The organism is Frigoribacterium sp. 2-23 (assembly GCF_049601585.1).
Classification (GTDB): domain Bacteria; phylum Actinomycetota; class Actinomycetes; order Actinomycetales; family Microbacteriaceae; genus Frigoribacterium.
Genome location: NZ_CP187126.1, coordinates 2259976 through 2286756, shown reverse-complemented (window position 1 = coordinate 2286756; position 26781 = coordinate 2259976). Strand labels below are relative to the sequence as shown.

Here is a 26781-nt window from a genome sequence, read left to right as displayed (position 1 = left end):
ATGGTCGCCGCGAGGCACGTCGGCGACGACCGGGGGAGTGCCTCGATCGCCGTCGTCGGCGTGCTCGTCCTGATCGTCGCCATCGGTGTGGCCACCGTCGGGGCGACCCGCATCCTGGCCGAGCGAAGCCGGGTCTCGGGTGCTGCCGACGCCGCTGCCCTGGCCGCTGCCGACGCCGTCGCCGGGCTGACCGTCGGGGGGCCGTGCGAGACCGCGACCACCGTCGCGGCCGCCAACGAAGTCGTCGTCATGGGCTGCTCGATCGAGGGCATGACGGTCACGGTGCGAGTCGTCTCCCGGGTCGGGGCCGTGCCCGTCTCGGCCTCCGCCACGGCCGGTCCGCCACCCGAACCCGCGCCTCCTTCTCGAGGCGGGCTGTGATCGGCTCGTGGGGTGGGTGTGTGTATGGTGTGCCTGTCGGCAGCATCACACCGCCGTTCGATCCCGGCAGGCCATCGGCCCGCCGGCCCGGCGAAGGCGCCGACTTCGCCACCATCCGCCCGGTCCGCTCGACCGGGCCCCGCCGTACCACCACCCAAGGAGTCCCGTGCCAGGCACGAAGAAACTGGTCATCGTCGAGTCGCCCGCGAAGGCCAAGACGATCGGCCAGTATCTGGGCAGCGATTACGAGGTCCTCGCCTCGGTCGGTCACATCCGCGACCTCGTCGAGCCCAAGAACCTCCCGCCCGAGCTGAAGAAGGGCTCGCTCGGCAAGTTCTCGGTCGACGTCGACAACGGCTTCGAGCCGTACTACGTCGTGTCCGACGCGAAGAAGAAGACGGTCGCCGACCTCAAGCGTGCGCTCAAGGGCGCCGACGAGCTCTACCTCGCGACAGATGAAGACCGCGAGGGCGAGGCCATCGCGTGGCACCTGCTGCAGGAGCTGAAGCCGAAGGTCCCGGTCAAGCGGATGGTCTTCCACGAGATCACCAAGGACGCGATCCAGAAGGCCCAGGAGAACACGCGAGAGCTCGACACCGCTCTCGTCGACGCACAGGAGACACGACGCATCCTCGACCGTCTCTACGGCTACGAGGTGTCTCCCGTCCTCTGGCGCAAGGTGGGCCCCGGTCTGTCGGCCGGCCGCGTCCAGTCGGCAGCGACGCGCCTCGTCGTCGATCGTGAGCGCGAGCGCCTCGCGTTCGTCTCGGCCACGTACTGGGACCTGTCGGCGACCTTCGAGCCGTCGGCCGCGACCGGTGAGGCGGCGGCGCTGCCGTTCTCGTCGCGTCTGGTCCGCGTCAACGGCGCTCGGGTGGCGTCGGGGCGTGACTTCGACGACCGCGGTCAGCTGAAGGGCGAGGCCGTCGCACTCGACGAAGCGGCCGCCACGGCGCTGTCGTCGGCCCTCGAGGCCGCCGGGGTCGAGATCGTCGTGGGCTCGGTCGATTCGAAGCCCTACACGCGCCGCCCGGCCGCACCGTTCACCACGTCGACCCTGCAGCAGGAGGCCGCACGCAAGCTGCGCTTCTCGGCCCGGCAGACGATGAGCGTCGCGCAGTCGCTCTACGAGAACGGCTACATCACCTATATGCGAACCGACTCGCCGTCGCTGTCGCAGCAGGCGATCGACGCCGCCCGGAGCCAGGCGAAGAAGCTGTACGGCGCCGACACCGTCCCCGAGAAGCCCCGCGTGTACTCGGGCAAGAGCAAGAACGCACAAGAGGCGCACGAGGCGATCCGTCCGTCGGGCGACACGTTCCGTACGCCGTCCGAGCTGAGCAGCACCCTGCGGGGCAACGACTGGAAGCTCTACGACCTGATCTGGAAGCGCACCGTCGCGTCGCAGATGGCCGACGCCAAGGGATCGACGGCGTCCGTCGTCGTCGCGGCCACCACGCCGGAGGGCATCGAGGGCATCGCGCCCCGTTCGGCGGCTGGCACCCTGGCCGAGTTCGTCGCCACGGGTACGGTCATCACCTTCCGTGGGTTCCTGAACGCCTATGAAGAGGGACGCGACGAGGACCGTCACGGTACCGCCGAGCCCAGCGACGCGAAGCTGCCGCCGCTCACGGCGGGGCAGGCCCTGGGTCTCGACGAGGTCGAGGCGAAGGGGCACGACACGAGTGCGCCGCCGCGATACACCGAGGCGAGCCTCGTCAAGACACTCGAAGAGCTGGGTATCGGACGTCCGTCGACCTACGCCGCGATCATCTCGACGATCGTCGATCGCGGTTACGTGACACCCCGCGGCACGGCCCTGGTGCCGAACTGGATCGCCTTCTCCGTGGTCCGCCTGCTCGAGGAGTACTTCGGCGACCTGGTGCAGTACGACTTCACGGCCGGCATGGAGGACGACCTCGACCGCATCGCCGGTGGTGAGGCGGACCGCGTCGACTGGCTCAACGGCTTCTACTTCGGCAACGACGACCACCGCGGACTCCGCAAGGTCATCGACAACCTCGGCGAGATCGACGCCCGCGACATCAACTCCATCGAGTTGGCCGACGGTCTGACCCTGCGTATCGGTCGCTACGGGCCCTACATCGAGACGCCCGGCCCCGACCCCGAGACCCCTCGGCGCGTCAACGTGCCGGAGGACCTCGCTCCCGACGAACTGACCGCAGCCAAGGCCCGGGAGCTGATCGACGCGCCCGTCGTGAGCGACCGTGTTCTCGGTCTCAACCCCGACTCGGGCAAGGAGGTCATCGCCAAAGACGGCCGTTTCGGCCCGTACGTCACCGAACGTGACGCCGTGGACGGCGAACCGACGGTCGACCCGGCCACCGGTGAGGTCCTCGACGACCCGGCCAGCGCCTCCTCGGTTGCGAGCGGCACGGTGGCCGAGCCTGCGGCCAAGAAGCCGGCGGCGAAGAAGGCCGCGGCCAAGAAGACCGCGCCCAAGGAGCGCACCGCGTCCCTCTTCAAGAGCATGAGCGTCGACACCGTCGACCTCGACACGGCGTTGAAGCTGCTGGATCTGCCTCGCGTCGTCGGCGCCGACCCCGAGAGCGGGGACGAGATCATGGCGCAGAACGGTCGCTACGGCCCCTACCTCAAGAAGGGGACGGACACGCGCTCGCTGACCACCGAGGACGACATCTTCGACATCGACCTCGCAGGCGCGCTCGAGCTCTACGCGCAGCCGAAGTACGGCGCTCGCCGTGCGAGCAGTGCCCTCAAGGAGTTCGAGGCCGACCCGGTCAGCGGCAAGCCGATCAAGGTCAAGGACGGTCGTTTCGGTCCGTACGTCACCGACGGCGAGACCAATGCGACGATCCCGCGGGGCGAGACGGTCGAGGAGGTCGACTTCGACCGGGCCGTCCAGCTGCTGGCCGACAAGCGCGCGAAGGGTCCGGCGAAGCCCAAGGCGAAGGCTGCTCCCAAGAAGCCGGCCGCGAAGAAGCCGGCCGCGAAGAAGCCCGCGGCGACGAAGACCGCTGCTGCCAAGACGGGGACGTCGACGACCGCCAAGGCGACGACGAAGGCCGCGACGACGAAGGCCGCGACGACGAAGGCCGCGACGACGAAGGCCGCGACGACGAAGGCGGCCGCCACGAAGACCACGGCGTCGACGGCGGCGAAGACCGCAGCGACGGCGAAGCAGCAGTAGTGGCCGGCCTCTTCGTCACTCTCGAGGGCGGCGACGGGTCGGGCAAGACGACACAGGCCGCTCTCCTCGAGGCGTGGCTCGTCGAGCGCGGCGAGACGGTCGTCCGGACACGAGAGCCGGGCGGCACCGACCTCGGGCTCGAGCTGCGGCAGATCGTACTGCACCGCAAGGGACACATCGCGCCCCGAGCCGAGGCGTTGCTCTACGCCGCCGATCGGGCCCATCACGTCGCCACCCTCGTCCGCCCCGCGTTGGAGCGTGACGAGATCGTCCTGCAGGACCGTTACATCGATTCGTCCGTCGCCTACCAGGGTGCCGGCCGGGTGCTCGGCGCCGACGAGGTGCGTGAGCTGTCGCTGTGGGCCGCCGAGGGTCTCCTCCCCGACCTCACGATCCTGCTCGACCTCGACGTGCGGCTGGGGCGTTCCCGCCTCGACGTCGCGCGGACCGAGTACGACCGGCTCGAAGCCGAGAAGGACGATTTCCACTCCCGGGTCAGGCAGGCGTATCTCGATCTCGCAGCGGCCGAGCCGACGAGATTCCTCGTGCTCGACGCGTCGCAGTCCGTCGACACCATCGCGGCGTCCATCCGGGCTCGCGTCGCCGAGCTGCGAGGCTGAGGCACCGGCATGAGCGTGTGGGACAACCTCACGGGTCAGCAGGATGCGATCGCGACCCTGCGCGCGGCCGCGTCGACCGACCCGGGCAACTCGGCGATGACGCATTCGTGGTTGATCACGGGCCCACCCGGTTCGGGTCGGTCCAATCTCGCCTACGCGTTCGCGGCCGCCCTGCTGGGCGACAACGAGGACGACGAGACGACCCGGCGGCAGGTCGCCGCGCGGACGCATCCCGATCTCGCCGTGCTCAGCACCGAGCGGGTGATCATCACCATCGACGAGGTGCGGACACTCGTCAGCGCGTCGCAGTTCTCACCCTCGGTCGGGCGCTACCGCGTCGTCGTGATCGAGGACGCCGACCGCATGACCGAGCGCACCAGCAACCTCCTGCTCAAGGCGCTGGAGGAGCCCCCGCCTCGCACGGTCTGGATACTCTGCGCCCCGAGCGAGGCCGATCTCATCCCGACGATCCGGTCCCGGGTCCGCAGCGTGCGCCTCCGGATGCCGGCCGTGGCCGATGTCGCGGCCCTGCTCGAGAGCCGCGACGGCGTCGACGCCGCGACCGCGACGATCGCCGCCCGCGAGGCGCAGAGCCACATCGGCATGGCTCTCCGCCTGGCCACCAACCCGGAGGCTCGGGCACGTCGTCGACAGACGCTCCAGACCGCGCTGGGCATCCGTTCGGTCTCGGACGCGGTCGTCGCGGCCGGCACGCTGCTCGCCGTCGCCGGTGACGACGCCAAGGCGATCACCGAGGAGCGCGACGCGCAGGAGCGCGAGAGCGCCCTCCGGTCGTTGGGGGTGGCGCCGGGAGGCACCGTCCCGCCCGCGCTGCGAAGTCAGCTGCGCGCACTCGAGGACGACCAGAAGCGCCGGGCGACCCGCAGCCTCCGAGACGGGATCGATCGCATCATGGTCGATCTGCTCTCGCTCTATCGCGACGTGCTCCTGCTGCAGCTCGGCGTCGACGAGGAGCCCATCAACGAGAGCATCCGCCCGGATCTGGATGCGGCCGCGTCGGCCTCGACTCCTGCGACGACGCTCGCCGTCATGGACGCGATCTCCCTCGCCCGACGTCGGATCGAGTCGAACGTGGCACCGGCGCTCGCCCTCGAGGCGATGCTGGTGGCCATCAGCCGACATTCGACCCGGTGAGGGATGATGGTCGGATGATCGATCCGACCGGTGCCGCCCCGGGGCTCCGCGAACGCAAACGACTCGCGACGAGGCGCGCCATCCAGGTGGCCGTACTCGAGCTGGTCGCCGACCACGGTGTCGACGGTGTGACCGTCGACATGATCAGCCGTCGTGCGGACGTGTCGCCTCGTACCTTCTTCAACTACTTCGCCTCGAAGGAGGACGCGATCGTCGGCGACGCCCCCGACCTCCCGATGGAGGCGGCCGATGCGTTCGTCGTCGGGCAGGGGCCCTTGCTCGACGACCTGCTCGAGCTGCTCGACGAGTCGGTGCAGACGGTGATCGTCGACCGCGAGCTGGTGCGTCGCCGTCGCCTCGTGCTGCGGGCGCACCCCGATCTGTTCGCACGACGGGTCGCGTCCATGCGCGAGTACGAGGAGGGACTGTCGAAGATCGTCGAGAGGCGTCTGGCCGAGGCACCCGCCGTGGCCGACTCCGGGGACGACGAGAGTTCCGTGGCGAGCCGGGCGCACCTCGTCGCGCTCGTCGTGATGGCCGCCCTCCGTCACGCCTGGGCCGAGTGGCTCGACGACGACGACGAGCATCACGCCGACGTCCTCCGCTTCGGGCTGCGCGCTCGCATGGAGGCGAGCATCGGCGATCTGCGCCGGCTCGTGTCACGCGAGGTCTGAGAATCCGGTACAGTATCTGACTGTGCCCAACGGCACGGAGCTCGGCGAGAGTCGAGATCCGCCGCTTTAGCTCAGTCGGCAGAGCGTCTCACTCGTAATGAGAAGGTCTGGGGTTCGATTCCCCAAAGCGGCTCCACCAGAGGCCCGGTTCGTGACGAACCGGGCCTCTTCTCGTTTCGTCCCCCGGGCCCGTTCGCGTCCGATCGGTCGCACGCCCCCAGTTGTGGTGCACGATCGTCCCTTCCTGTACCCCATCGCGGTTGCGCAGCTGCTCTAGCGAAGTACCGTCGACCGTACGAACGCGCCATGCCAGGGAAGGGAGGCGACGATCGTGCGATTCTCCATTGCCGGGCCCGCCTTCGTCGCGAGCGCCCTGAGCGGCGTCCTGGCCGTGACCTGGGGGCTCGCGGCCGTGGGCGTCCCGGTTCCCGACTTCGCCACGCGGAGTCTCGACGGCACCGTCGAGATGGCGACGGGATGGACGGGCCAGGAGGCCCCCACGTGTGCGCCGCGGCCCGAGACGTCCGCTGCGGTCGAGACGTCCGCTGCGGCGGAGGTGACCGTCGCGACCGCGGTGACCAGCGCCTCCTCGTCCCGCGACTCGGATCTCGCGGCGTTCGCGCAGCGCTACGCCGAGATCCGCGCGGAGAACTGTCTGGACCCCATCCCGACGGCGAACATCCGGTTCGACGCGTGCCAGGAGCAGTACCTCACCTGGATCAAGGACGACCCGAGTGGCGACCCGCTCAGCGCGTGGGGCCACAAGGGGCAGGTCGAACGCAGCGACGGCGTGCCGCCGGTCGGCTGCGACGGCAATCTGGCCGGTGGACCCGGCGACACGGGTGCGACGTCCGCCGACAAGTGGTGGGAGTCCGACGCGCACCGGGCCTCGCTCTACCGCCCGACGTTCCGCGGTGACGTGAGCGGTGTCTGCATCGGGTTCGCGGCCGTACGCGGGGGAGTCCCCGACGACGGCGACTCGTTCGTCCGGGCGTCGGCTCGCTGGTACTTCTGCTAGACAGGCCGCATGAGCATCAGATGGGGAATCCTCGGGGCCGGCGGCATCGCGGCGACGTTCACGGCGGATCTGGTCGACGCGGGGATACCCGTCTCGGCGATCGGTTCGCGGGACGCCGACAAGGCGCGGGAGTTCGCCGACCGCTTCGGTGTCCAGGTCGCCCACGGGTCGTACGAGGCCCTGGTCCACGATGACGACGTCGACGCGGTGTACGTCGCGACGCCGCACGTGTTCCATGCCGACAATGCGCTGCTCGCCATCGAGGCCGGCAAACACGTGCTGATCGAGAAGCCCTTCACTCTGAACGCCGTCGAGGCCGAGCAGGTGTTCGCCGCCGCGGCCGCCGCGGACGTGATGGTGCTCGAGGCGATGTGGACGAGGTTCCTGCCGCAGAGCGAGCGTCTCCGCGCCGTCATCCGGTCGGGTGTCATCGGCGAGATCCGGCTCGTGGAGGCCAACCACCTGCAGAACCTGCCGACCGACCCTCGGCACCGCATCAACGATCCCGCCCTCGGGGGCGGAGCGCTGCTGGATCTGGGCGTCTACCCGGTCTCCCTCGCTCACGATCTCCTGTCGGCGCCGTCGTCCATCGACGCGTTCGGGGTGCTGAGCGACCAGGGGGTCGACAAGCGCGTCGGCGCCCTGCTCGGCTTCGAGTCCGGCGCCATGGCGTCCCTCTACGCCGCCCTGGACGTGGCGGGCTCCAACGCGGCCGTGGTCTTCGGGACCGGCGGACGGATCGAGCTCGACCCCACTTGGTACGGCCCCGGGGGCTTCACCGTCTACGACCTCGACGACACGGTCGTCGATCGGTTCGAGGCCGACGAGAAGGGTCTCCGCGGCATGCACCACCAGGCGCGGGAGCTCGAGCGCGTCGTGGAGTCGGGCGAGCGCGTGAGCCCGGTGTTGACACCCCGGATGACCCTCGACGTGATGCGCACGATGGACGAGATCCGGCGCATCATCGGCGTCACGTACCCGGGCGAGATCGGCGGCTGAGAGAGCCGCGCCGCCTGCGGATCCGATGAGGGGCCTCCCCGCCGGGGCACACGTTTCGTAGGATGGTCCGCGATGACTGACCAGGGTGAGCCAGAACACGACCGGGCGATGACGCCGCAGCCGGCACCGCAGCCGACGGGACAGACGCCGCCGCACGCGGGCGAGTCGGGCACGACGGCGAGGTCGGGCGTGCTGTCGCGCTGGTACCGCTCCCACCCGAAGACCGTGCTCGTCACCGCCTCGGCTCTCGCCTTCGTCCTGCTCGGCACCGGTGCGGTCACCGCGGGTGCGGCGACGGCCGACAACGTCCCCACGGCGGCCACGTCCGCCTCCACCGTCCCCGGCGAGGTCGTGACGGTCACGCCGACGCCGACGCCGACTCCGACTGCCGACCCCGAGCGTCCCGCGCCGGCCGCGATCCCGGCTGCCACGCGCCTCCGGACCTGCTCCGTCTCCGGTGCCGCGAGCGACTCCCGACTCGGCCAGTTCGAGGGCAGCGTCATCAACGCGACGACCGGCGAGGTCCTCTTCGACCGCAGCGGTTCGACCCCGGCCCGCACCGGCAGCGTCCTGAAGACGCTGACGAGTGCCGTCGCGCTCTCCGTGCTCGGCGCCGACTACCGTCTCAGCACGACCGTGACGGGCGACCCCGGCTCCGGGGCGATCGCTCTCGTCGGGGGTGGCGACGCCACGCTCAGCGCCACGCCGCCCGGGGCGAACAGTGTCTACACGAACGCGCCGAAGCTCAGCGACCTCGCCGCGCAGGTGAAGTCGTCGCTCGGCGACCAGCCCGTCTCCAGCATCACGCTCGACGCGACCTACTGGAACCAGGCCGACAAGTGGGACCCGAGCTGGAAGCGTACCGAGCAGACCATCGGCTACCACTCCGAGGTCACCGCCCTCCAGGTCGACGGCGATCGAGCGACGCCCGCCGCCACCACGAGCCCGCGCAGCACCGATCCGATCGGCCGGGCCGGTGAGGCGTTCCGTCAGGCGCTGGTGGCGGCCGGCGTCGCCGGTGCGTCGTCGGCGGCCATCGCGCAGGGCACGTCGTCGAGCCAGACCGTGCTCGCGAAGGTCTCGTCGCAGCCCGTGTCGACGCTGATCGGTCAGATGATCCCGAACTCCGACAACACGCTGGCAGAGATGCTGGCCCGGGTGTCGTCCCGTGTCTCGGGGGCCGACGGCTCGGCCGCGTCGCTGACCGCGCTCTACCGCTCGGTGCTGCAGAAGACCTACGGCCTCGACGCGTCGAACATCGTCATCGTCGACGGCTCGGGGCTGAGCGAGAACAACGCCGTCCCGTCGACGTTCGTCGCCCGTCTCATGATCCAGGTCGCGAACGGCGATCACGGTCTCGGCGTCGTCTACCAGGCTCTGCCCGTGTCGGGCAAGACCGGCACGCTGGCGTCGCGCTTCACCGGTTCCAACGCCGTGGCCCGCGGTGCCGTGCACGCCAAGACCGGCTGGATCGACACGGCGTACACGCTGGCCGGTTCGATCGACGCGGCGGACGGCACCAAGCTCACGTTCGCGTTCTACGCGATCGGCAACGTCCGCGACTCCGCCCGCGCCGCCCTCGACACGCTGACCGCCTCGGTGTACTCGTGCGGCGACAACCTGTCCACCACGTGATCGCCGCGGCCGAGACCCGGCCGCTCGCCCAGGAGGCCCCGTCATGACCAGAGCCCTGTTCGTCGTCGACGTCCAGAACGACTTCACCGAAGGAGGCGCGCTCGGCGTCACCGGCGGAGCCGCGGTCGCCGAGGGGGTCACCGCGTACCTGCGCAGCAACCCCGATCTCTACGACATCGTGATCGCGTCCCGCGACTGGCACCACGGCGACGACGACAACGGAGGGCACTTCGCGGCCGAGCCCGACTACGTCGACAGCTGGCCCGTGCACTGCGTCGGCGGTCAACCCGGTGCCGAGTACCACCCCGCCCTCGACACCTCGTTCGTGGACGTGCACGTGAAGAAGGGCAGGGGGGAGCCCGCCTATTCACTCTTCGAGGGCACCACCGACGACGGCTCGACGGTGGCCGAGGTCCTCCGGCAGCGCGGTGTGACCGATGTCGACGTCGTGGGCCTGGCGACGGATCACTGCGTCCGTGCTTCCGCACTCGACGCCGTCGCCGACGGGCGCGCGGTCCGGGTGATCGACGACCTGGTCGCCGGTGTCGCCGCCGAGTCGAGCGCGGCCGCCCTGGCCGAGCTCCGGGCGGCGGGCGTCCGACTCGTGTCCTCGGACGACGCGTCGGCGGACGCGACGTCGGCGGACGCTCCGTCGGCGCAGGCTCCCTCGGGCGACACCACCTCGGCCGGCGCATGAGGCCGGCGCCTCTGCGGGTCGGCGTCGTCGGTTACGGTCTCGCCGGTCGGGTCTTCCACGCGTCCCTCCTCGCCGCCGACGACGACTTCGTCCTCGACTCCGTCGTCACCCGCTCGCCGGATCGTGCGGCGCAGGCTCGTGCGGACCACGAGGGTGTCGCCATCGTCGGCGACGTCGACGAGTTGTGGGGGCGAGATCTCGACCTCGTCGTCGTGGCGTCGCCCAACGAGACGCATGCCCCGGTCGCGTCCGCGGCGCTGCGCGCGGGTGCGGGGGTCGTCGTCGACAAACCGATCGCGACGAGTGCGGCCGAGGCCACGGCGCTCGTCGAGCTGGCCGACGAGCTCGGTCGCCCCCTGAGCGTGTATCAGAACCGTCGCTGGGACGGCGACTTCCTCACCGTCCGGCGTCTCGTCGGCGACGGGGCGCTCGGCGACGTCGCCACGTTCGAGTCGCGATTCGAACCCTGGAAGCCCCGCAACCGAGCCGGCTGGAAGGCCTCTGCCACGGCCGCCGAGGGCGGTGGCATCCTCTTCGACCTGGGGCCGCACCTCGTCGACCAGGCCCTGACGCTGTTCGGGCCCGTCGTCGATGTCGCGGCTGACATCCGGACCAGGCGCCCGGGCAGCGCCGCCGACGACGACGTCTTCGTCTCGCTGCGACACGCGAGCGGTGTCGTCTCACGACTGTGGATGAGTCACGTCGCCGCGCTCCCGGGCCCGCGCTTCCGTGTGCTCGGGTCCGAGGCCGCGTACGTCGTCGACGGTCTCGACCCTCAGGAGGCGCAACTCGCGTCGGGTCTGTCGCCGCACGACCCCGACTACGGGCGCGTCGAGCCGTCGCGCTACGGCGTGCGCGGGGTAGGGGACGACGTCCGTCCCGAGCCGACGGAGGTGGGGCGGTACCCCGCGTTCTACCGCGGTATGGCCGCGGCCCTCCGGGGCGACGGCCCGGTGCCGGTCGACCCGAGGGATTCCGTGGCCGCACTCGACGTGATCGAGCGGGCCCGCGTCGCGGCGGAGACCCGGACGGGCGAGGCCGCCGTCTCCTCCTGACGTCCCGGTCGAGGGCGGATCCGCGTCAGAGGTGGGCGTCCCAGTCGATTCGCGCCAGGACGGCGTCGACATCGACGGCGTCGAGGGTCGCGGGGCTCCACGCGGGCCGGCGGTCCTTGTCGATGACCCGCGCTCGGATCCCCTCGTAGAGATCGTGCTGTCCCGCCAGCGCACTGACGAGCCCCAGCTCCTGACCGAGGACGGACTCGAGGTCGGGCAGCGCCCGCGCTCGACGTTGCGCGGCGAGGGTGACCACGACCGATGTCGGGGAAGCGGCCTCGATGTCGTCGGCGCTGCGGCCGGCCTCGGCGATGCCGGTCGCCTCCAGGGCCCGGAGGCGCGCCACGATGGCGAGGGCGTCGTCGCCTCGATACGCCTCGTCGATCCACACGCGGGCGCCGTCGAGTTCGGACATCGGGGGAGCGACGGCGAGGGCGCGGACTCCGTCCAGACCCCCGGTGGCGAGGGCGTGAGGGATATCGGGCAGGACGGTCGCGGGCACGAACACGTCGGCGAAGCCGGTGACCAGCGCGTCGGCCCCGGACATCGCACGCCCCGTCAGGGCCAGATGGGTGCCGAGTTCGCCGGGCGCCCGGGACAGCAGGAAGCTCCCGCCGGCATCGGGGGTCAGGCCGATGAGTGTCTCGGGCATCCCGACGACGCTGCGTTCCGTGACGACGCGGAGCGACACGTGGCCGCCGAGACCGATGCCGGCACCCATGGCGAGCCCGTCGAGCAGGGAGACGATCGGGGTGCGGAATCGGCTCAAGCGCAGCACGCCGCGGTATTCGCGATGCCAGACGTCGATGCTCGCGGCCGGGTCGTCTCGGCCGTGACCATGGATCGACGCGATGTCCCCACCGGCGCAGAAGCCGCGGTCGCCGGTTCCGTGCAGGACGATGCCGACGATGCCGTCGTCGTCCTCCCACCGGTCGAGGGCGTCCTCGATGGCACCGAGCATGGTGTCGGTGAGGGCGTTGATCTTCGCCGGACGGTTGAGGGTGATCACCCCGACTCCGCCGGGTTCGACGTGGGTCAGGATCTCAGCGGAGCTACCGGCGTTCATGCCGGGATCATGGCAGAGCACGGACGGCGGCGGCCGCAGATCTGAGCTTTCCGTCAGACGAGCAGCTGGTGTTTGGCCAGGTCTTTGTAGAGAGGCGTGGACACGACCAGTTCGGAGTGCGTGCCGACGCCGACCACGCGTCCGTCCTCCACGACGACGATCTGGTCGGAGTCGACCACGGTCGACAACCGGTGCGCGATGACGATCAACGTGCGGTTCTCGGCGACGGCGTCGATCGCCTCGCGGAGACGCTGTTCGTTCAGGCCGTCGAGGCTCGACGTGGACTCGTCCAGCAGCAGGATCGGCGGCGCCGAGAGCAGAGTGCGTGCGATAGCGAGTCGCTGACGCTCGCCGCCCGACAGCATGACGCCGTCCTCGCCGACCTGTGCGTCGAGACCCTGGTCGCCGCGCTCGAGCACGGCCGTGAGGTTGACGGCCTCGAGCACGCGGCGGCAGTCGTCGTCCGTGGCATCGGGGGAGCCGAGCACGAGATTGTCCCGGATGGTGCCGGCGAGTACCGGTGCGTCCTGTTCGACGTAGCCGATCTGGGCGCGGAGCGCCTCGCGGTCGAGGGTGCGCACGTCGGCACCGCCGACGCGGACGACACCCGAGGTGGGATCGTAGAAGCGCTCGATGAGGGCGAGGATCGTGCTCTTGCCGGCACCGGACGGGCCGACGAGCGCCGTGCGTCGACCGATCGGCACCGAGAAGCTGACACCGCGCAGCACGGTCAGATCGTCGGCGGACACCGAGGCCGTCCCCGAGTCCGCCCCGCCCTGGGCCGCGGGCGAGTCGGGGTAGCGGAACTCGACGTCGTCGAACTGGACCGCGGAACTGGTGTCGGCGAGGCGCGCGGACGGCGCGGCGCCGGCCTCGCGGGCGATGCGCTCGTCGTCGTCCGTCTCGATCGGCAGGTCGAGGATCTCCTGGATGCGACCCAGCGCCCCGAGCGCCTGGTTGACCGACATGACGGCGCCCATGGCCTGCCCGAGCGGCATGATCATCAGGAACAAGAAGAGGATGAACGAGACGAGCGACGCGATCGTGATGGCACCGCTCGCGACCCGGAACCCGCCGACGCCGAGCACCACCAGGAAGGACGTCTGCATGGCGATGGACGCGATCGGCACGACCAGGGCCGAGATGCGCGCGACGGTCAGGCCGCGAAGGTAGGCACCGTGGGCGTCGCGGTCGACGGCCGTGATCTCGCGGTCGGTGGCTCCCGCGGCACGGATCGTCCGCACCGAGCTGATGGCCCGTTCGACGGCGGCTGTCAGGTCGCCGACCTTCTCCTGTGCCTGACGGCTGGCGACGCGGATGCGGCCCGACAGCAGGACGACCACGACGACCGACACCGCGACCACGAGCACGGTGAGCCCGAGCAGGACGGGATCGATGATGGCCATGCCGACGAGGGCGCCCGCGAAGGTCAGCGAGCCGCCGATGGCTTCCACCAGGCCCTGCGTCAGCACGGCGCGCAGCAGGGTGGTGTCGGAGCCGACCCGCGAGACGAGATCGCCCGTGCGACGGGTGTCGAACTGGCTGATGGGGAGGTTCAGCAGGCGGGCGACGAGCCGGCGGCGGCTGCTCAGCACGACGCCCTCGCCCATCCGCTGCAGCAGGTAGTGCTGGAAACCGCTGATCAGACCGCCGACGACGACCAGTCCGATCAGCGCCCAGACGAGGACGCCGAGAGTCTCGCCTCTCTGGACGAACGAGATGACCTGGCTGACGAGCAGGGGCTGCCCGAGTGAGGCGGCCGCCCCGAGAACGCTGAGCACGATGACGACGGTCATCACCTTCTTGTGCTCGAACACGTACGGCAGCAGCTGTCGGAACGTGGCCCGAGGCCCCTCGGGCGCGGGGCGCCGGCCGAACATCCTCAGCCCACGGGCGGGCGGCGGCGTGGGCGTCGAGCCCGTCTCCGTGTCCGTCCCGTCGCGCCGACCGTGCGATGCCGGACCGCGCGAGGGCCGATCACGAGAGGGCTGATCGGCGTCGGTCGCGCGCGCGCCCGGGGTCGGATCGGTGGTGTCGCGCTGAGTGCTCGTGTCGGAGCTCATGTCGCCTTTCGAGGGTGGAGCCAGGCAGCGCCGGAGGCGCGGCTGAGATGTCGAGGCGGCGGGCGTCACCGAGAGGGACGCGTGCCATCCACGACGGTACTTCGTCTTGGCTGTGACGTGGGCACGAAGACACGCGTCCCGTGCACTCCGAGGAGCGCACGGGACGTGTGGAGGTGTCGGCTCGGGTCAGCGGACGGTCTCGTAGTCGACGTCCTTGGTCTCGCGACTGATGATGAGGGCCGTCAGGGTCAGGGCGGCCATGGCCGAGAGATAGAGACCGACGAGCCAGGTGCTGCCGCCGGCCGCCTGCCACAGCGCCACCGCGATGAACGGGGCGACGGCCGCGCCCAGGATGCTCGCGACGTTGTAGCTGATGGCCGAGCCGGTGTACCGGACGCTCGTCGGGAACAGCTCCGGCAGGACGGCACCCATCGGCCCGAACGTCAGACCCATCAGCACGAAGCCCAGGATGAGCAGCCCCTGCGCTCCGACGAACCCGGCGGCGAACAAGGGCGCGAACAGGAACCCGAAGACGAGGATGCCCGCGGTCACGCAGATCAGCATGGCCCGGCGACCGTACCTCTCGGCGAGCGGGCCCGACACGAGTGTGAAGATGCCGAAGAACACGACCCCGACGATGAGCATGACCAGGAACTGGGTGCGCGGGTAGCCGAGGCCGGGCGAGGCGCCGTCGGCCGGGGCCGTCCCGTAGGTCAGGGTGAACGTCGTCATGAGGTAGAAGAGCGTGTACGTCGCCAGCATGATGAACGTGCCCAGGATGAGCGGACGCCAGCTGGTCTTGAACACCCGGGCGAGCGGCAGGGCCGCCACGTTGCCCTGATCGACGACCTTCTGGAACGCGGGGGTCTCGATCAATCGGAATCGGACGTACAGGCCGATGATCACGAGCACGGCGCTCAGCAGGAAGGGCACGCGCCAGCCCCAGGTCAAGAACTGCTCGTCGGTCAGCTGCGTGTTCAGGACGACGAAGACGAGGTTCGCGATGATGAACCCGATGGGGGCACCGAGCTGGGGGAAGGTCCCGTAGATCGCTCGCCGGTTGGCCGGGGCGTTCTCGGTGGCGAGCAGGGCCGCCCCGCTCCACTCGCCGCCGAGACCGAGGCCCTGGCAGAACCGCAGCACGACGAGTGCGGCGGGCGCGGCGACGGCCCACCCCGGGGTGGTGCCGGCGGGGATGCAACCGATCAGGAAGGTCGCGATGCCCATGGTGAGCAACGACGCGACGAGCGTGCCCTTGCGGCCGATGCGATCGCCGAAGTGACCGAAGATGATGGAGCCGACGGGGCGGGCGATGAACGCGACGCCGAAGACGGCGAACGACGCGAGCCGGGCCACGGCGGGGTCGTCGTTCGCGAAGAACAGCGTCGGGAAGACGAGGACGGCGGCCGTCGCGTACACGTAGAAGTCGTAGAACTCGATCGAGGTACCGATCAGGCTGGCGACGATGACGCGCGAGCGCTTGTTCACGGGCGGTGAGGACGGGGTCGACGAGGCGACGGTGGATGCGGACATGACGGACTCCAGAGCGGACGCGAAGAGGGGGAGGAGTCCCGGCGGCGTCGACGAGGGCGAGCACCGGATACGGTGCGGCCGATCGGACGTCAGAAGCGGGGTGCGGACGTGCGGAAACCGGGGCGAGATCGTGGCCGCTCGTGACAGCCGTCGTCTATCTTACGCCGACTGGTCGCCGAGGTGGTCGGGCAGCTCGTGCCCCATGCGGTCGCGCTTCGTGTCGAGATAGCCCTCGTTAAAGGCACCGACACCGACGACGAGCGGCACGAGATCGGTCACGGTGATTCCGTGAGCGTCGAGCTGCCGACGCTTCTCGGGGTTGTTGCTGAGCAGTCGCACCTGGTCCAGGCCGAGATCGCGGAGGATGTCGGCGGCGGCGCCGTAGTCGCGCGCATCCGCGGGCAGACCGAGGGCCAGGTTGGCGTCGAGCGTGTCGAGCCCGTCCTCTTGCAGACGGTAGGCGCGGAGCTTGTTGATCAGGCCGATGCCGCGCCCCTCCTGTCCACGCAGGTAGACGACGACGCCGCCCTGCCGGTCGATGGTCTCGAGGGCACTGTCGAGCTGAGGGCCGCACTCGCACTTGAGCGAGCCGAAGGCCTCGCCGGTCAGGCACTCGGAGTGCACGCGCACGAGGGCGCCCGGAGCGGGCTGCCCCGAGACGATGGCGATGTGATCCGAGCCCGTGACGAGGTCGTGGTAGGCCCGCATCCGGAAGACGCCGTGGGACGTCGGAACGGTCGTCTCGACCTCGAACGAGACCTGGGAACGGAGGGCGGGGGTGTCGGTCATGGTGTTCTCCGGAGGGTGTCGCGGGCGACGATCAGCAGGTCGTCGCCGAGGGGGGTGACATCGGTCACCCGAAGTCGTCGCTGGTCGTCGATGGTCTCGACTCCGAGCCGGTCCAGGGCGGTGTGCGGGCCGCCGATCAGCGTGGGGGCGAGGTAGACCAGGTAGTCGTCGACGAGGCCGAGTCGGATGAACTCGCTCGCGACCGTGGGACCGCCTTCGACGAACACGCTGCGGACGCCTCGGTCGAGCAGATCGCCGAGGACGCGCCCGAGGTCTCGCGAGCCACTCTCGACGAGCCCTCGAGGGTGCTGTCGGACTCGTGCGGCCCCAGGCACGGGGCGTTCTCCGACGACGACCGGCACGGGCTGGTCGGGGAGCAGCTCGCCGCGCTCGTCCCGTGCCGTGAGGGTCGGGTCATCGGCCAGCACGGTGCCCGTGCCGACGAGGATCGCGTCATGCTCCGCACGGCGCCGATGGACGTCCTGCCGGGCCGCGGCCCCGGTGATCCACTGGCTCGACCCGTCGGCGGCGGCGGTCCGGCCGTCGAGGCTCGAGGCCCATTTCACGGTGACGAACGGTCGACCGTGTCGAGCGACCACGAGCCAGGGGCGGATCGCCTCGGTGGCCTCATCGGCCAGGATGCCGCCGATCACGTCGACACCGGAGTCGAGGAGGCGCTGGGCGCCTCCCCGGGACACGTCACCCGGGTCGGACACGGCGTACACGACGCGGGCGACGCCCGCGTCGATCAGGGCCGCGCTGCACGGGCCGGTGCGGCCCGTGTGGTTGCAGGGTTCGAGACTGACGACCGCCGTGAGGCCGCGGGCGCCCGCCTCGCCGAGCTTCGACAGCGCGTCGACCTCGGCGTGCGGCGTCCCCGCTCCTCGGTGCCAGCCCTCGGCAGCCAGAGTCCCGTCCGGGTGGAGGAGGACGCAGCCCACCTGCGGGTTGACGCCACGCGCGGGGCCGTTCTGACCGAGGTCGATCGCCCGTCGCATCGCAGCCTCGTAGGACACGGCCGACGACGACGTGTCGACCTGTGACGTCACGGTTCCTCCGGGTGATCTGACCGCTCGAGGCGGTCGGGATGCGCGTCGTTCGTCGACGTGCCGTGGAGGTCAACGCCTCCGGCGGCGTCGTATTCCGGTGACTCGGAGGACGCGGGCCAGCCCGCCCGAGGCGTCCGGTCGTCGGTCGAGAGCAGCCGGGCCTTCCAGCACGAGGGTCGACCGCCGTCGCGACCGGGATGGAGGCCGGGGCCGACACCCGTGTAGGTGAATCCGGCCCGTCGCGCCACGGCCGCCGAACCGTCGTTGCCGACGTAGCCCTCCCAGAGCACATCGGGCAGCCCTCCCTCGGTGAAGGCCCAGTCGGCCACGAGGGTCACGGCTCGACTCATCAGGCCTCGCCCCCGGGCCTGCGGCGCCAACCAGAAGCCGATGTCGTGGGCGCGCAGGCGCAGGCTGACCATGCCGAGGAGCAACGACGACCCGGGCTCGCGGACGCCCCACGTGTACTCGCGCCCGGTCGACCAGCCGAAGTCGACGATCTGCGAGAGGAAGAACTCCGCGTCGCCGCGGTGATACGGAGTGGGCACGGTGGTGAACCGGACGACGTCGGGGTCGCTGCATGCCTCGACGATGGCGGGGATGTCGGCCGTGCCCGGGACCTCGAGACGGAGCCCGGACGACTCGAGCACGAACGGGCGCACGATCAGACCTTGCGGACGAACCCGATGCGGTCGTAGACCGTGTCGAGGGTGGCCTGCGCGATCTCGTTCGCTCGATCGGCGTTGCCTGCCAGCACCCGGTCGAGTTCGGCCGGGTCGCTCAACAGCGCCAGCGCGCGCTCGCGCACGGGGGCGAACGTCTCGACGACGACCTCGGCGACGTCCTTCTTCAGATCGCCGTACCCGCGCCCGGCGTACTGCTCTTCGAGGGCGGGGATGGCCGTGCCCGAGAACGCCGACAAGATCGACAGCAGGTTCGAGACGCCGGCCTTGGCGCCCCGGTCGAAGCGGATCTCGCGCTCGGTGTCGGTGACCGCGGACTTGATCTTCTTCGCCGTGCGCGACGGCTCGTCGAGCAGCCACACGACGCCGTTGTCGGTCGCGGCCGACTTGCTCATCTTCGACTCGGGATTCTGCAGGTCGTAGATGCGCGCCGTCTCTTTCAGGATGGTCGCCTCGGGCACGACGAACGTCGGGCCGTAGCGCGAGTTGAACCGGTTCGCGAGGTCGCGGGTGAGCTCGACGTGCTGCCGCTGGTCGTCGCCGACGGGGACGGTCTCGGCGTTGTAGAGCAGGATGTCGGCGGCCATCAGCGTCGGGTACGCGAACAGGCCGAGCGATGCCGAGTCGGCGCCCTGCTTGGCGGCCTTGTCTTTGAACTGCGTCATCCGGCTCGCCTCGCCGAAACCCGTGAGGGTGTTCAGCACCCAGGCCAGCTGGGCATGAGCGGGCACGTGCGACTGGATGAACAGCGTCGACTCCGCGGGGTCGATGCCCGCCGCGATGTACTGGGCGGCCGTGCTGCGGATCTGGGCGCGCAACTGCTCGGGGTCTTGCGGGACCGTGATCGCGTGCATGTCGACGACGCAGAAGAGTGCGTCATGGGTGGTCTGCAGGTCTTTCCATTGCAGCAGGGCACCGACGTAGTTGCCGACGTGGAGCGAGTCGGCGGACGGCTGCATGCCGGAGAAGAGGCGGGGCTTGGTCATGATGTCCTCGAAGAGCGTGGTGGTGGATCAGAGGTCGTAGTCGACGACGACGGGAGCGTGGTCGGACCATCGCTTGTCGTACGACGCGGCCCGGTCGACGGTGTAGTCGCGGGCGCGATCGGCGAGGTCGGGCGTCGCCATCTGGTAGTCGATGCGCCACCCGGTGTCGTTGTCGAACGCGGCGCCGCGCCAGGACCACCAGGTGTAGGGGCCCTCGACCTCGCCGGCGAGGCGACGCCCGACGTCGACCCAGCCGAGCCCGGTGCCGCCCGAGCCGTCCACCGTCTCGACCTCGACCCCGGCCTCGCCGAAGAAGCGATCGAAGTAGGCACGCTCGCGGGGCAGGAACCCGGCACGCTTGACGTTGCCCTTCCAGTTCTTGATGTCGAGCTCGGTGTGGCCGACGTTGAGGTCGCCCGTCACGACGGCCAGGCTGTTGTGCTCGAGCACCTGGGGGAGGCGCTCCGTCATCGCGTCGAGGAAGGTCCATTTCTCGACCTGCTTGGGGGTGTCGACCTCGCCCGAGTGCACGTACGTGCTGACGACGGTCACGAGGGTGCCGTCCACGTCGAAGTCGGCCTCGATCCAGCGGCCGGCGCTGTCGAACTCGTCGGCGCCGAGCGCGACACGGTGGATCTCGGCGGTCTTGCGCGAGGCGATGGCGACGCCGGCGCGGCCCTTCGCCGTGGCCGGGTCGTGCACGATGCTCCAGTCCGGTCCGAGCAGGCCCTCGAGGTCGTCGGTGGACGCCCGCACCTCTTGCAGGGTGAGGATGTCGACGTCGCGATCGTCGAGCCATTCGCCCATGCCCTTGCGGAAGGCGGCGCGGACGCCGTTGACGTTGACCGAGGCGAGGCGGAGACGAGAACCCATGCCCGAAAGACTACCGGCGGCCGCCGTCATCGCCCCGACGCCGGAACAGCCCCGCGACACGGGCGACACCGGGTCGTCCGGCGTCGATCACGCGCGTGGTCGCGGCCCTCGCGGCGGCCACGGCGCGCGTCGTCCGGGTCGCTGTCCGCGCCTCCTCGGCCAGGCGTTCCTCGTCGAGGCGGCGCAGACGCTCCTCGTCGAGACGGCGAAGGCGCTCGGCCTCCTCGTGCGGGTCGGCGAGCACGCCGATGTCGTCCATGCCGACGGCGATCCAGGCCGCCGACAGGAGGAGGACCTGACACAGCAGGTCGATCACGATCAGCAACCCGATGATGGCCGCGAACGAGGCGAGCAGGGGGTTCGACCCGGCGGCTCGCAGGAGCGTGCCGCCGACGAACGTGAGCAGCACGAAGCCGGCGGCTCCGATCAGGGAGCCCGCCAGGAGTCGCCGGCCCGGGATGTGCAGGCCGGCGAGCACCCGGAAGAGCGCGGCGAGGACGGCCGTGTCGAATGCGAAGACGAGCACGAGGCCGACGGCGCGGAGCGTGAGCCGGGCCGCGTCGGTGTGCGTTGAGACGCCGACGGCGTCGAGGGTCGCCGTGACCGCGGCGGTGCTGGCGAGGGACAGGGCGGCCGACACGAGCACGGCCAGACCGAAGGCGACGGCCAGGGCGAGGTCGCGTCCGACCAGCACGACGAACGGCGTCGCGGGTGTCGGCGCCCGGAAGATGGTGCGCACCGAGTCGCGCATGCCGCCGAAGAGCGTGATCGACGAGAAGAGCAGACCGACCAGGGCGACGGCACCGGTCCAGCCGAAGACGCTCGCGTCCAACAAGGCGTCCGGGTCGACGACACCCGCCCCGGAGTCGTCCTGGATCAACCCGGGCACGGCCGACCGGATGAACAGGATGAGCTCGTCGCGGACGACCTCGTCGCCGGTCACGACGAAACCGGCGATGGAGAACCCGACCCAGAGGGCGGCGAAGAGGGCGAAGAGCGCCTGATACGTGAGGCCGGCGGCCAGAAGCGGCCCCCGGGCCGCGACGTAGCGGCCCAGCACCCGGACGGGTCGGGCGCGGACGACGCGGGCGCCCGTCGTCCGCACGATCGTCATGCCGCAAGCCTAGGCGGCACGGAGGTCTCCCGGCTCTCCCCACCGGCACTCGCGTACGATGGCGACCGACCGTGGAGTGTGCCACCTCGAAGGGGCGCACTCGATCATCCCCGAATCGAAGAGGTTTCACTGTGGCACTACAGGGCGTTGGCGTCGGACGAGGAGTGGCCGTCGGCCCGATCCTGCGGATGCCGGAACCGCTGCCCGAACCGGGCTCCGACCCCCGTACCGCCGACCCCGCCGTCGAATACGACGGGGTGCTGACGGCGCTCGCGGCCGTGGCGACCGATCTCACCGCCCGCGGCGAGAAGGCGGGAGGCGAGGCGAAGGACGTGCTGGACGCCCAGGCCCTCATGGCCCAGGACCCGACGCTGACGGACGACGTCAAGGAGCGCATCGACAACGGCCTCACCGGGGAGCGGGCCGTCTTCGAGGCCTTCCAGGCGTTCCAGGAGATGCTCATCGGCATGGGCGGCTACATGGCCGAGCGCGCCACCGACCTGGGCGACGTCGCCCAGCGGGTGATCGCGGCGCTGCGCGGCGTCCCCGCGCCCGGCGTCCCCGAGAGCGACACCCCCTTCGTGCTCGTGGCCCCCGACCTCGCTCCCGCCGACACGGCCCTTCTCGACCTCGACAAGGTGCTCGCCCTCATCACTCGCGACGGCGGCCCGACCTCGCACACGGCGATCCTAGCCCGGTCGAAGTCCATCCCGGCGATCGTCGGTGTCACCGGCGCGCTCGACCTCGTCGACGGCACGGTCGTCGTGGCCGACGCCGCCACCGGTGTCGTCACCGTCGACCCGAGCGCGGACGAGGTCGCCGACGCCGAGAGGCGCATCGCCGACCGCAAGGCCGCACAGGCGGCCCCACTCACCGACGGCGCCCTGGCCGACGGTCACACCGTGCCCCTGCTGGCCAACCTGGGCTCGCCGGACGAGGCCGCCGGGGCCATCGCGCTCGGCGCCGAGGGGGTGGGCCTGTTCCGCACCGAGTTCCTCTTCCTCGGCAACACGAAGGCGCCCTCGGTCGAGAGCCAGACCGCGAGCTACACGAAGCTCCTCGAGGCGTTCCCCGGCAAGAAGGTCGTCGTTCGTGCCCTCGACGCCGGCGCCGACAAGCCGCTCGCGTTCTTGAACGACGCGCACGAGGAGAACCCCGCCCTCGGTCTCCGCGGGCTCCGCGCCCTCCGCGAGAAGGAGCAGATCCTCCGCGACCAGCTCACCGCCCTCGCGAACGCCCAGGCGGCCACGACCGCCGACCTCTGGGTCATGGCGCCGATGGTGAGCGACGCCGACGAGACGGAGTACTTCGTCCGTCTCGGCCGCGAGCTCGGGCTCACGACCGTGGGTGTCATGGCCGAGGTCCCGTCGCTCGCCGTTCTGGCCGACCAGGTGCTCGCCACGGCGGACTTCGTCAGCGTCGGCACCAACGACCTGACGCAGTACACGATGGCGGCCGACCGCATGCTCGGTTCCGTCGCGTCCTACCAGGACCCGTGGCACCCCGCCGTGCTGCGTCTCGTCAAGCTCCTGGGCGACGCCGGAGCCGCGGCGGGCAAGCCCGTCGGCATCTGCGGCGAGGCCGCGGCCGACCCGCTGCTGGCGGTCGTGCTCGTCGGTCTCGGTGCCACCACGTTGTCGATGACCCCGGCCGCTCTCGCCGACGTCCGTCTCGAGCTGTCGACGCACACGCTCGAGCAGGCGCGTGAGCTCGCGGCGAAGGCGCTGCAGGCTCCGACGGCTGCCGCTGCCCGCGCGGCCGCGACGGCCGTCTGATCCGATCGGCGGTGCCACGAGGCCCGGTTCCCGGTGACGACGTCGCCGGGAACCGGGCCTCTCTCAGTCGGTGGCCTGCTCGCGGAACGTCTCGACGGCGTCGAGGGCCGCCACGACCCCGGTCAGTGCGGTCAGCACCGGCTCGCCGAGTCCGACGAGGTGCCCACGCGCGTCGTCGACGATCACGAGGCGACCGGCGCGAGCCAGCACCGCGTAGGCCGTGCCGACGGCACCCGGTCGTTCGTCGCCGTGACGGAGCTCGAGATGGATGCGGCCCGAGTGACGCGTCAGGTCGATGGACGCACCATCCGACGCGGTGTCGAACAGACGGGCGAGCACACCCGTGCCGGTCCAGAGCACGTCGCGCTCCCAGCCGTGGGCGGCGAGGCGTCCGTGCGCCGACGCGACGGCCTGCAGGAGGACGAGCACCCGCTCCGTCGGGGAGGCGTGCGGTGCGAAGCCGAACCGGGCCGTGAGCGTCGTGGAGATCGCGCGGGCGACCTCGACGGGGTCGGCTCCCGCGGCGGCACCCGTGGCCATGATCTCGCCGTCGACCTCCGTCGCCAGACGAGCCGCCTGCCGCGGCCACGACGCGATGCGCGTCTCGTCGAGCAGGAGGTCGTGGTCGCCCGAGGCGAGGCGGCGCTCGACGGTCTCGTCGAGTCGGGACAGGGCGGAGGCGGTGGCTCGGTCGAGTCGCCGATCGAGCGGCACCCGGGTCTTCAGCTCGCGGGCGAACGCGCGCCGACGCTCACGGGCATCGGCGGGTGTCTCGCCGTGGCGGTACGGCCGGCGTTGCACGCGTCAGCGACCCGGCGCGCTGAGGTCGTCGAGGGTCGCGCGGACGATGTCCGCGATGATCCCCGAGACGTCGTGCTCGATCGCCACGAGCGTGGGGTCCGACGTGAGTCGGGCCTCGACCAACGGGCGGTCCAGATCGAGCTCGTCGAGACCGGACACCTCGTGGACGATCCCCTCGGCGGCGGCACCGGCGTGCAGCGCCGCGACGGTGGCCACGCGATGCGGGGTGATGACGTCCGCGACGACCCGGTGCTCGACGTCGGAGGACACGGTCATGCGGCGGTCGGCGTCGAGGGGTGCATCCGCGGACGACGCCAGGGCGAGCTCGAGCTGCTGCTCGATGCTGACCAGGACACCGGGCCAGCCCCAGCCGTCCGTCAGGGCGGCGTAGCGAGCGGGGACGGCGACCGCGACCCGCGACTCGCGGGGCGCCGCGTCCTGCGAGGCCGTCGGCATCCAATCGGTCACGTAGCGCTCGGCACGCGGGTAGCGGGCCAGGTCGGCGGCGTAGTCGGCGTCCGTCGGCACGACCGGCCCCGGAGCCGGGTCGAACGGAGACGAGGGGTTGTCGTAGACACGGCGGTCGTAGTTGTAGCGCGCCGTGAACGAGCCGTCGCGACCGAGTGTCAGGGCGACCGAGAACCACGACCCCTTCTCGGGGTCGGCCATCGCGGCCCGCAGCTCGCCCAGTCGGTCAGCGGCGATCGGGGCCGTCTCGAGCCTCCGGGAGGTGCCGACCGCGTCGAGCGTGTCGACCCACGACCCGCGGGCACCGGCGACCTCGAACGCGAACAGCGTCGCCTCGGCCCAGTCGTGTCCGTCGAGCGATCTCGCGAGGACCGCGGCGATCTCGTCCTGGAGCTGCTGGCGGCGGGGGTCGTCCATGCGGACCTCTCGATCGGGAGGGAGGGCGGTAGCGGGCGCCGACGTCGCCGAACACGCCACGTCGCACGGAAAGCCTAATCGCCGACGCGCCGGCACGCCCGAACCTGGGCCGCCGCCCCACGATCCGGTCATCGCCCTCTCTGACGGAGCAGACTCCTACGGGTGGGCACTTCAATACGACACCCGTTGGTGGACGCGGTCACACCACGTGTCGTCCGGGTCGACAGCCGAGCCCGGGTCGTCCGGCTCTCGAAGCCCCTTGCCCGCATGCTCCGCCGCCCCTCGCGTCGGCGACGGATCGTCCTCGTCACGGACGAGCGCTCGCGTGTGACCATCGGTCTCCGCGCTGCTCTCGTCGCCGCGGGCGGCGTCTGGGCGGTGCGCGACGAGAGCGGCGACCTCCGCGACGGGCTCACCGGCATCCACTACGCCGACCTCGACGCCGCCGGGTACGCCCTCGACGACCTGCCCGACCTCGACGCGTCGGCCGCCGCCCTGCCGGTCGTCGTCGCCGACGCGGTCGACACGACCTGCCAGGTCAGCGTCGACCTCACGGTGCTGCACCGCGCCTCCCACGACACGACATTAGGAGGCGCGCTCGAGACCCTGAGCGCCGCGGTCTCCGGCACCGGCCCCACCCACTTCGGAGAATCCGAGCCCCTGGTCCACCGGTGGGACCGCTGGGTGCTGACCCAGCAGGCCCGGCACGTCTCGCCCGAGTCGATGAGCGTGGTCGTGGAGGGGCCGACCGTGTCGGCCACCATCACGGCGCGGGTGACGGAGCACGGCGTCGAGGAGACGACCGCCATGACGGTCGACGTGGGCGACGGCGGAGACGCCCCGGCCCTCGACGCGGCCATCGCCCGGTTGTCGGACGCCCTGGCCGAGATCTCGACGACATCGCTTCCGACGTTCGCGCTGGTCGTGGCGCGCCAGGGCGAGCCCGACCGCAGCGTCCGGGCCGTCACCTATCCGCCGCCGAACCCGGTCGTGCTGCTGATCGGCGCGCCCAGCGTGCGGCGGCTCGGGATCGAGCTCGCCGCCGTGCAGCAGGGCAGGCCCGTGCGCGTCGTCGGGCGTCCGCGGCTACCGGCCTACGTCGTCCCTCTCGGCGATGCGGAGAACCCGGGGTGGGACGCCCTGCACCAGACGCTCGACGCGGTCGGCCCGGAGAGGCTCGCCACGATGGTCACACCGCCGCTCCTGCAGGCCTGGGAGGACGACCTCCACGAGATGGACCTGTTGCACGAGAGCTCCCTGCCCGGGGCGACCCACGGTCGTCCTGACGGCGCGGCCGACGACGAGGGCGACGAGCCCGACGATGCGGCCGGCAGCGCCCCCACCGACCGGTCCCCGAACACCCCGACGGAGTCGCCGGATGCCCCGTGAGATCACCATCCTGAGCCCGTCGGTCTTCGACGAGCTCGATCTGGCCAGCGCGGCACGCGGGGTCGACGAGTCGTTCGGCGTGCGTGAGATCGACGACGGTGACGCCCTGCAGGTCTTCGACGGCACGGGGGACTTCGTGCTCACGGTCTACCCCGCCTTCGAGCTCGCGACCGAGGGCGAGATCGACCGTCTGCTACCCGACCCGCCTGCCGTGCGCCTCCCGGTGTTCTGGATCGATGCGTTCGCGCCGCTCGGGGATCACGGCGAGGCCGGGGTCTCGGTCGCGATGCGTCTGGCCCTGGGGCTCGAGGCGAGCTGCATCATCGAGGACGACTGAGGTCGTGTCCTCGGCCTCGTAGGCCCGAGACG

Annotated in this window: 23 protein-coding genes, 1 tRNA gene and 1 pseudogene; 14 read left to right on the top strand and 11 right to left on the bottom strand. The window is 71.0% G+C overall.

Annotated features, from left to right (window positions below):
* From ACPEEZ_RS10735 to ACPEEZ_RS10685, 11 genes are all read left to right on the top strand, one after another.
* A complete protein-coding gene (locus ACPEEZ_RS10735; RefSeq protein ID WP_423918608.1) occupies positions 1-381 on the top strand; it encodes an Rv3654c family TadE-like protein in 381 nt (126 codons plus the stop codon).
* 166 nt (positions 382-547) lie between these two features.
* Positions 548-3553, top strand: coding sequence for a type I DNA topoisomerase (topA, locus tag ACPEEZ_RS10730; protein WP_423918605.1), 3006 nt, complete (start codon positions 548-550; stop codon positions 3551-3553).
* Positions 3553-4173 (top strand): dTMP kinase, encoded by a 621-nt coding sequence (gene tmk, locus ACPEEZ_RS10725; RefSeq protein WP_423918602.1) that lies wholly within the window; start codon positions 3553-3555, stop codon positions 4171-4173. The genes topA and tmk overlap by 1 nt, the downstream gene beginning before the upstream one ends.
* A gap of 9 nt (positions 4174-4182) precedes the next feature.
* Complete coding sequence (locus ACPEEZ_RS10720) at positions 4183-5328, top strand: DNA polymerase III subunit delta' (protein WP_423918599.1); 1146 nt, start codon at positions 4183-4185, stop codon at positions 5326-5328.
* Positions 5329-5342: 14 nt separating this feature from the next.
* Positions 5343-6002 (top strand): TetR/AcrR family transcriptional regulator, encoded by a 660-nt coding sequence (locus ACPEEZ_RS10715; protein WP_423918596.1) that lies wholly within the window; start codon positions 5343-5345, stop codon positions 6000-6002.
* Positions 6003-6062: 60 nt separating this feature from the next.
* A tRNA-Thr gene (locus ACPEEZ_RS10710) sits at positions 6063-6138 on the top strand.
* A 195-nt stretch (positions 6139-6333) separates the two neighbouring features.
* A complete protein-coding gene (locus ACPEEZ_RS10705; protein WP_423918594.1) occupies positions 6334-7020 on the top strand; it encodes a hypothetical protein in 687 nt (228 codons plus the stop codon).
* 9 nt (positions 7021-7029) lie between these two features.
* Positions 7030-8019: a Gfo/Idh/MocA family protein gene (locus ACPEEZ_RS10700; protein WP_423918592.1), complete on the top strand. Its 990-nt coding sequence runs from the start codon at positions 7030-7032 to the stop codon at positions 8017-8019.
* Between the two features lie 72 nt (positions 8020-8091).
* Complete coding sequence (gene dacB, locus ACPEEZ_RS10695) at positions 8092-9654, top strand: D-alanyl-D-alanine carboxypeptidase/D-alanyl-D-alanine endopeptidase (RefSeq protein WP_423918589.1); 1563 nt, start codon at positions 8092-8094, stop codon at positions 9652-9654.
* A 43-nt stretch (positions 9655-9697) separates the two neighbouring features.
* Positions 9698-10351 (top strand): isochorismatase family protein, encoded by a 654-nt coding sequence (locus ACPEEZ_RS10690; protein ID WP_423918586.1) that lies wholly within the window; start codon positions 9698-9700, stop codon positions 10349-10351.
* Complete coding sequence (locus ACPEEZ_RS10685) at positions 10348-11406, top strand: Gfo/Idh/MocA family protein (protein ID WP_423918583.1); 1059 nt, start codon at positions 10348-10350, stop codon at positions 11404-11406. Before ACPEEZ_RS10690 ends, ACPEEZ_RS10685 begins: the two co-directional genes overlap by 4 nt.
* Before the next feature lie 25 nt (positions 11407-11431).
* On the opposite strand, the gene ACPEEZ_RS10680 is transcribed toward ACPEEZ_RS10685, so the two are convergent.
* The 9 genes and pseudogenes from ACPEEZ_RS10680 to ACPEEZ_RS10640 all read right to left on the bottom strand — a co-directional run bounded on the left by ACPEEZ_RS10680 (position 11432) and on the right by ACPEEZ_RS10640 (position 21562).
* Positions 11432-12472 carry an enoyl-CoA hydratase/isomerase family protein gene (locus ACPEEZ_RS10680; protein WP_423918580.1) on the bottom strand — a complete coding sequence of 347 codons (1041 nt, stop codon included), beginning with the start codon at positions 12470-12472 and terminating at the stop codon, positions 11432-11434.
* Positions 12473-12525: 53 nt separating this feature from the next.
* On the bottom strand, positions 12526-14352 hold the full coding sequence (locus tag ACPEEZ_RS10675) for an ABC transporter ATP-binding protein (RefSeq protein ID WP_423924243.1): 1827 nt from the start codon (positions 14350-14352) through the stop codon (positions 12526-12528).
* Between the two features lie 369 nt (positions 14353-14721).
* Positions 14722-16068: an MFS transporter gene (locus ACPEEZ_RS10670; protein WP_423918577.1), complete on the bottom strand. Its 1347-nt coding sequence runs from the start codon at positions 16066-16068 to the stop codon at positions 14722-14724.
* 159 nt (positions 16069-16227) lie between these two features.
* Positions 16228-16833, bottom strand: a pseudogene (gene ribA / locus ACPEEZ_RS10665) (GTP cyclohydrolase II); the annotation flags it as partial.
* Positions 16834-16853: 20 nt separating this feature from the next.
* Positions 16854-17855, bottom strand: coding sequence for a bifunctional diaminohydroxyphosphoribosylaminopyrimidine deaminase/5-amino-6-(5-phosphoribosylamino)uracil reductase RibD (gene ribD, locus ACPEEZ_RS10660; RefSeq protein ID WP_423924241.1), 1002 nt, complete (start codon positions 17853-17855; stop codon positions 16854-16856).
* Between the two features lie 47 nt (positions 17856-17902).
* Positions 17903-18568, bottom strand: coding sequence for a GNAT family N-acetyltransferase (locus ACPEEZ_RS10655; RefSeq protein ID WP_423918573.1), 666 nt, complete (start codon positions 18566-18568; stop codon positions 17903-17905).
* 2 nt (positions 18569-18570) lie between these two features.
* Positions 18571-19575, bottom strand: a complete 1005-nt coding sequence (gene trpS / locus ACPEEZ_RS10650; protein ID WP_423918571.1) for a tryptophan--tRNA ligase — start codon at positions 19573-19575, stop codon at positions 18571-18573.
* Positions 19576-19602: 27 nt separating this feature from the next.
* Complete coding sequence (locus ACPEEZ_RS10645) at positions 19603-20448, bottom strand: exodeoxyribonuclease III (RefSeq protein ID WP_423918568.1); 846 nt, start codon at positions 20446-20448, stop codon at positions 19603-19605.
* A 10-nt stretch (positions 20449-20458) separates the two neighbouring features.
* A complete protein-coding gene (locus ACPEEZ_RS10640; protein WP_423918565.1) occupies positions 20459-21562 on the bottom strand; it encodes a YihY/virulence factor BrkB family protein in 1104 nt (367 codons plus the stop codon).
* Positions 21563-21693: 131 nt separating this feature from the next.
* Between ACPEEZ_RS10640 and ptsP the strand changes: the two genes are divergently transcribed.
* Positions 21694-23337 carry a phosphoenolpyruvate--protein phosphotransferase gene (gene ptsP, locus ACPEEZ_RS10635; RefSeq protein ID WP_423918562.1) on the top strand — a complete coding sequence of 548 codons (1644 nt, stop codon included), beginning with the start codon at positions 21694-21696 and terminating at the stop codon, positions 23335-23337.
* A gap of 63 nt (positions 23338-23400) precedes the next feature.
* On the opposite strand, the gene ACPEEZ_RS10630 is transcribed toward ptsP, so the two are convergent.
* Positions 23401-24138 (bottom strand): hypothetical protein, encoded by a 738-nt coding sequence (locus ACPEEZ_RS10630; RefSeq protein ID WP_423918559.1) that lies wholly within the window; start codon positions 24136-24138, stop codon positions 23401-23403.
* A gap of 3 nt (positions 24139-24141) precedes the next feature.
* The gene (locus ACPEEZ_RS10625; RefSeq protein ID WP_423918556.1) at positions 24142-25023 is read right to left on the bottom strand and encodes a hypothetical protein; all 882 of its coding nucleotides are present in this window, start codon (positions 25021-25023) and stop codon (positions 24142-24144) included.
* A 162-nt stretch (positions 25024-25185) separates the two neighbouring features.
* On the opposite strand from ACPEEZ_RS10625, the gene ACPEEZ_RS10620 reads away from it, so the two are divergent.
* Entirely contained in the window at positions 25186-26412 is a 1227-nt protein-coding gene (locus ACPEEZ_RS10620; protein ID WP_423918554.1) for a DUF6177 family protein, read from the top strand.
* A complete protein-coding gene (locus ACPEEZ_RS10615) occupies positions 26402-26749 on the top strand; it encodes a hypothetical protein (protein ID WP_423918551.1) in 348 nt (115 codons plus the stop codon). Before ACPEEZ_RS10620 ends, ACPEEZ_RS10615 begins: the two co-directional genes overlap by 11 nt.
* The last annotated feature ends 32 nt before the right edge of the window (positions 26750-26781 follow it).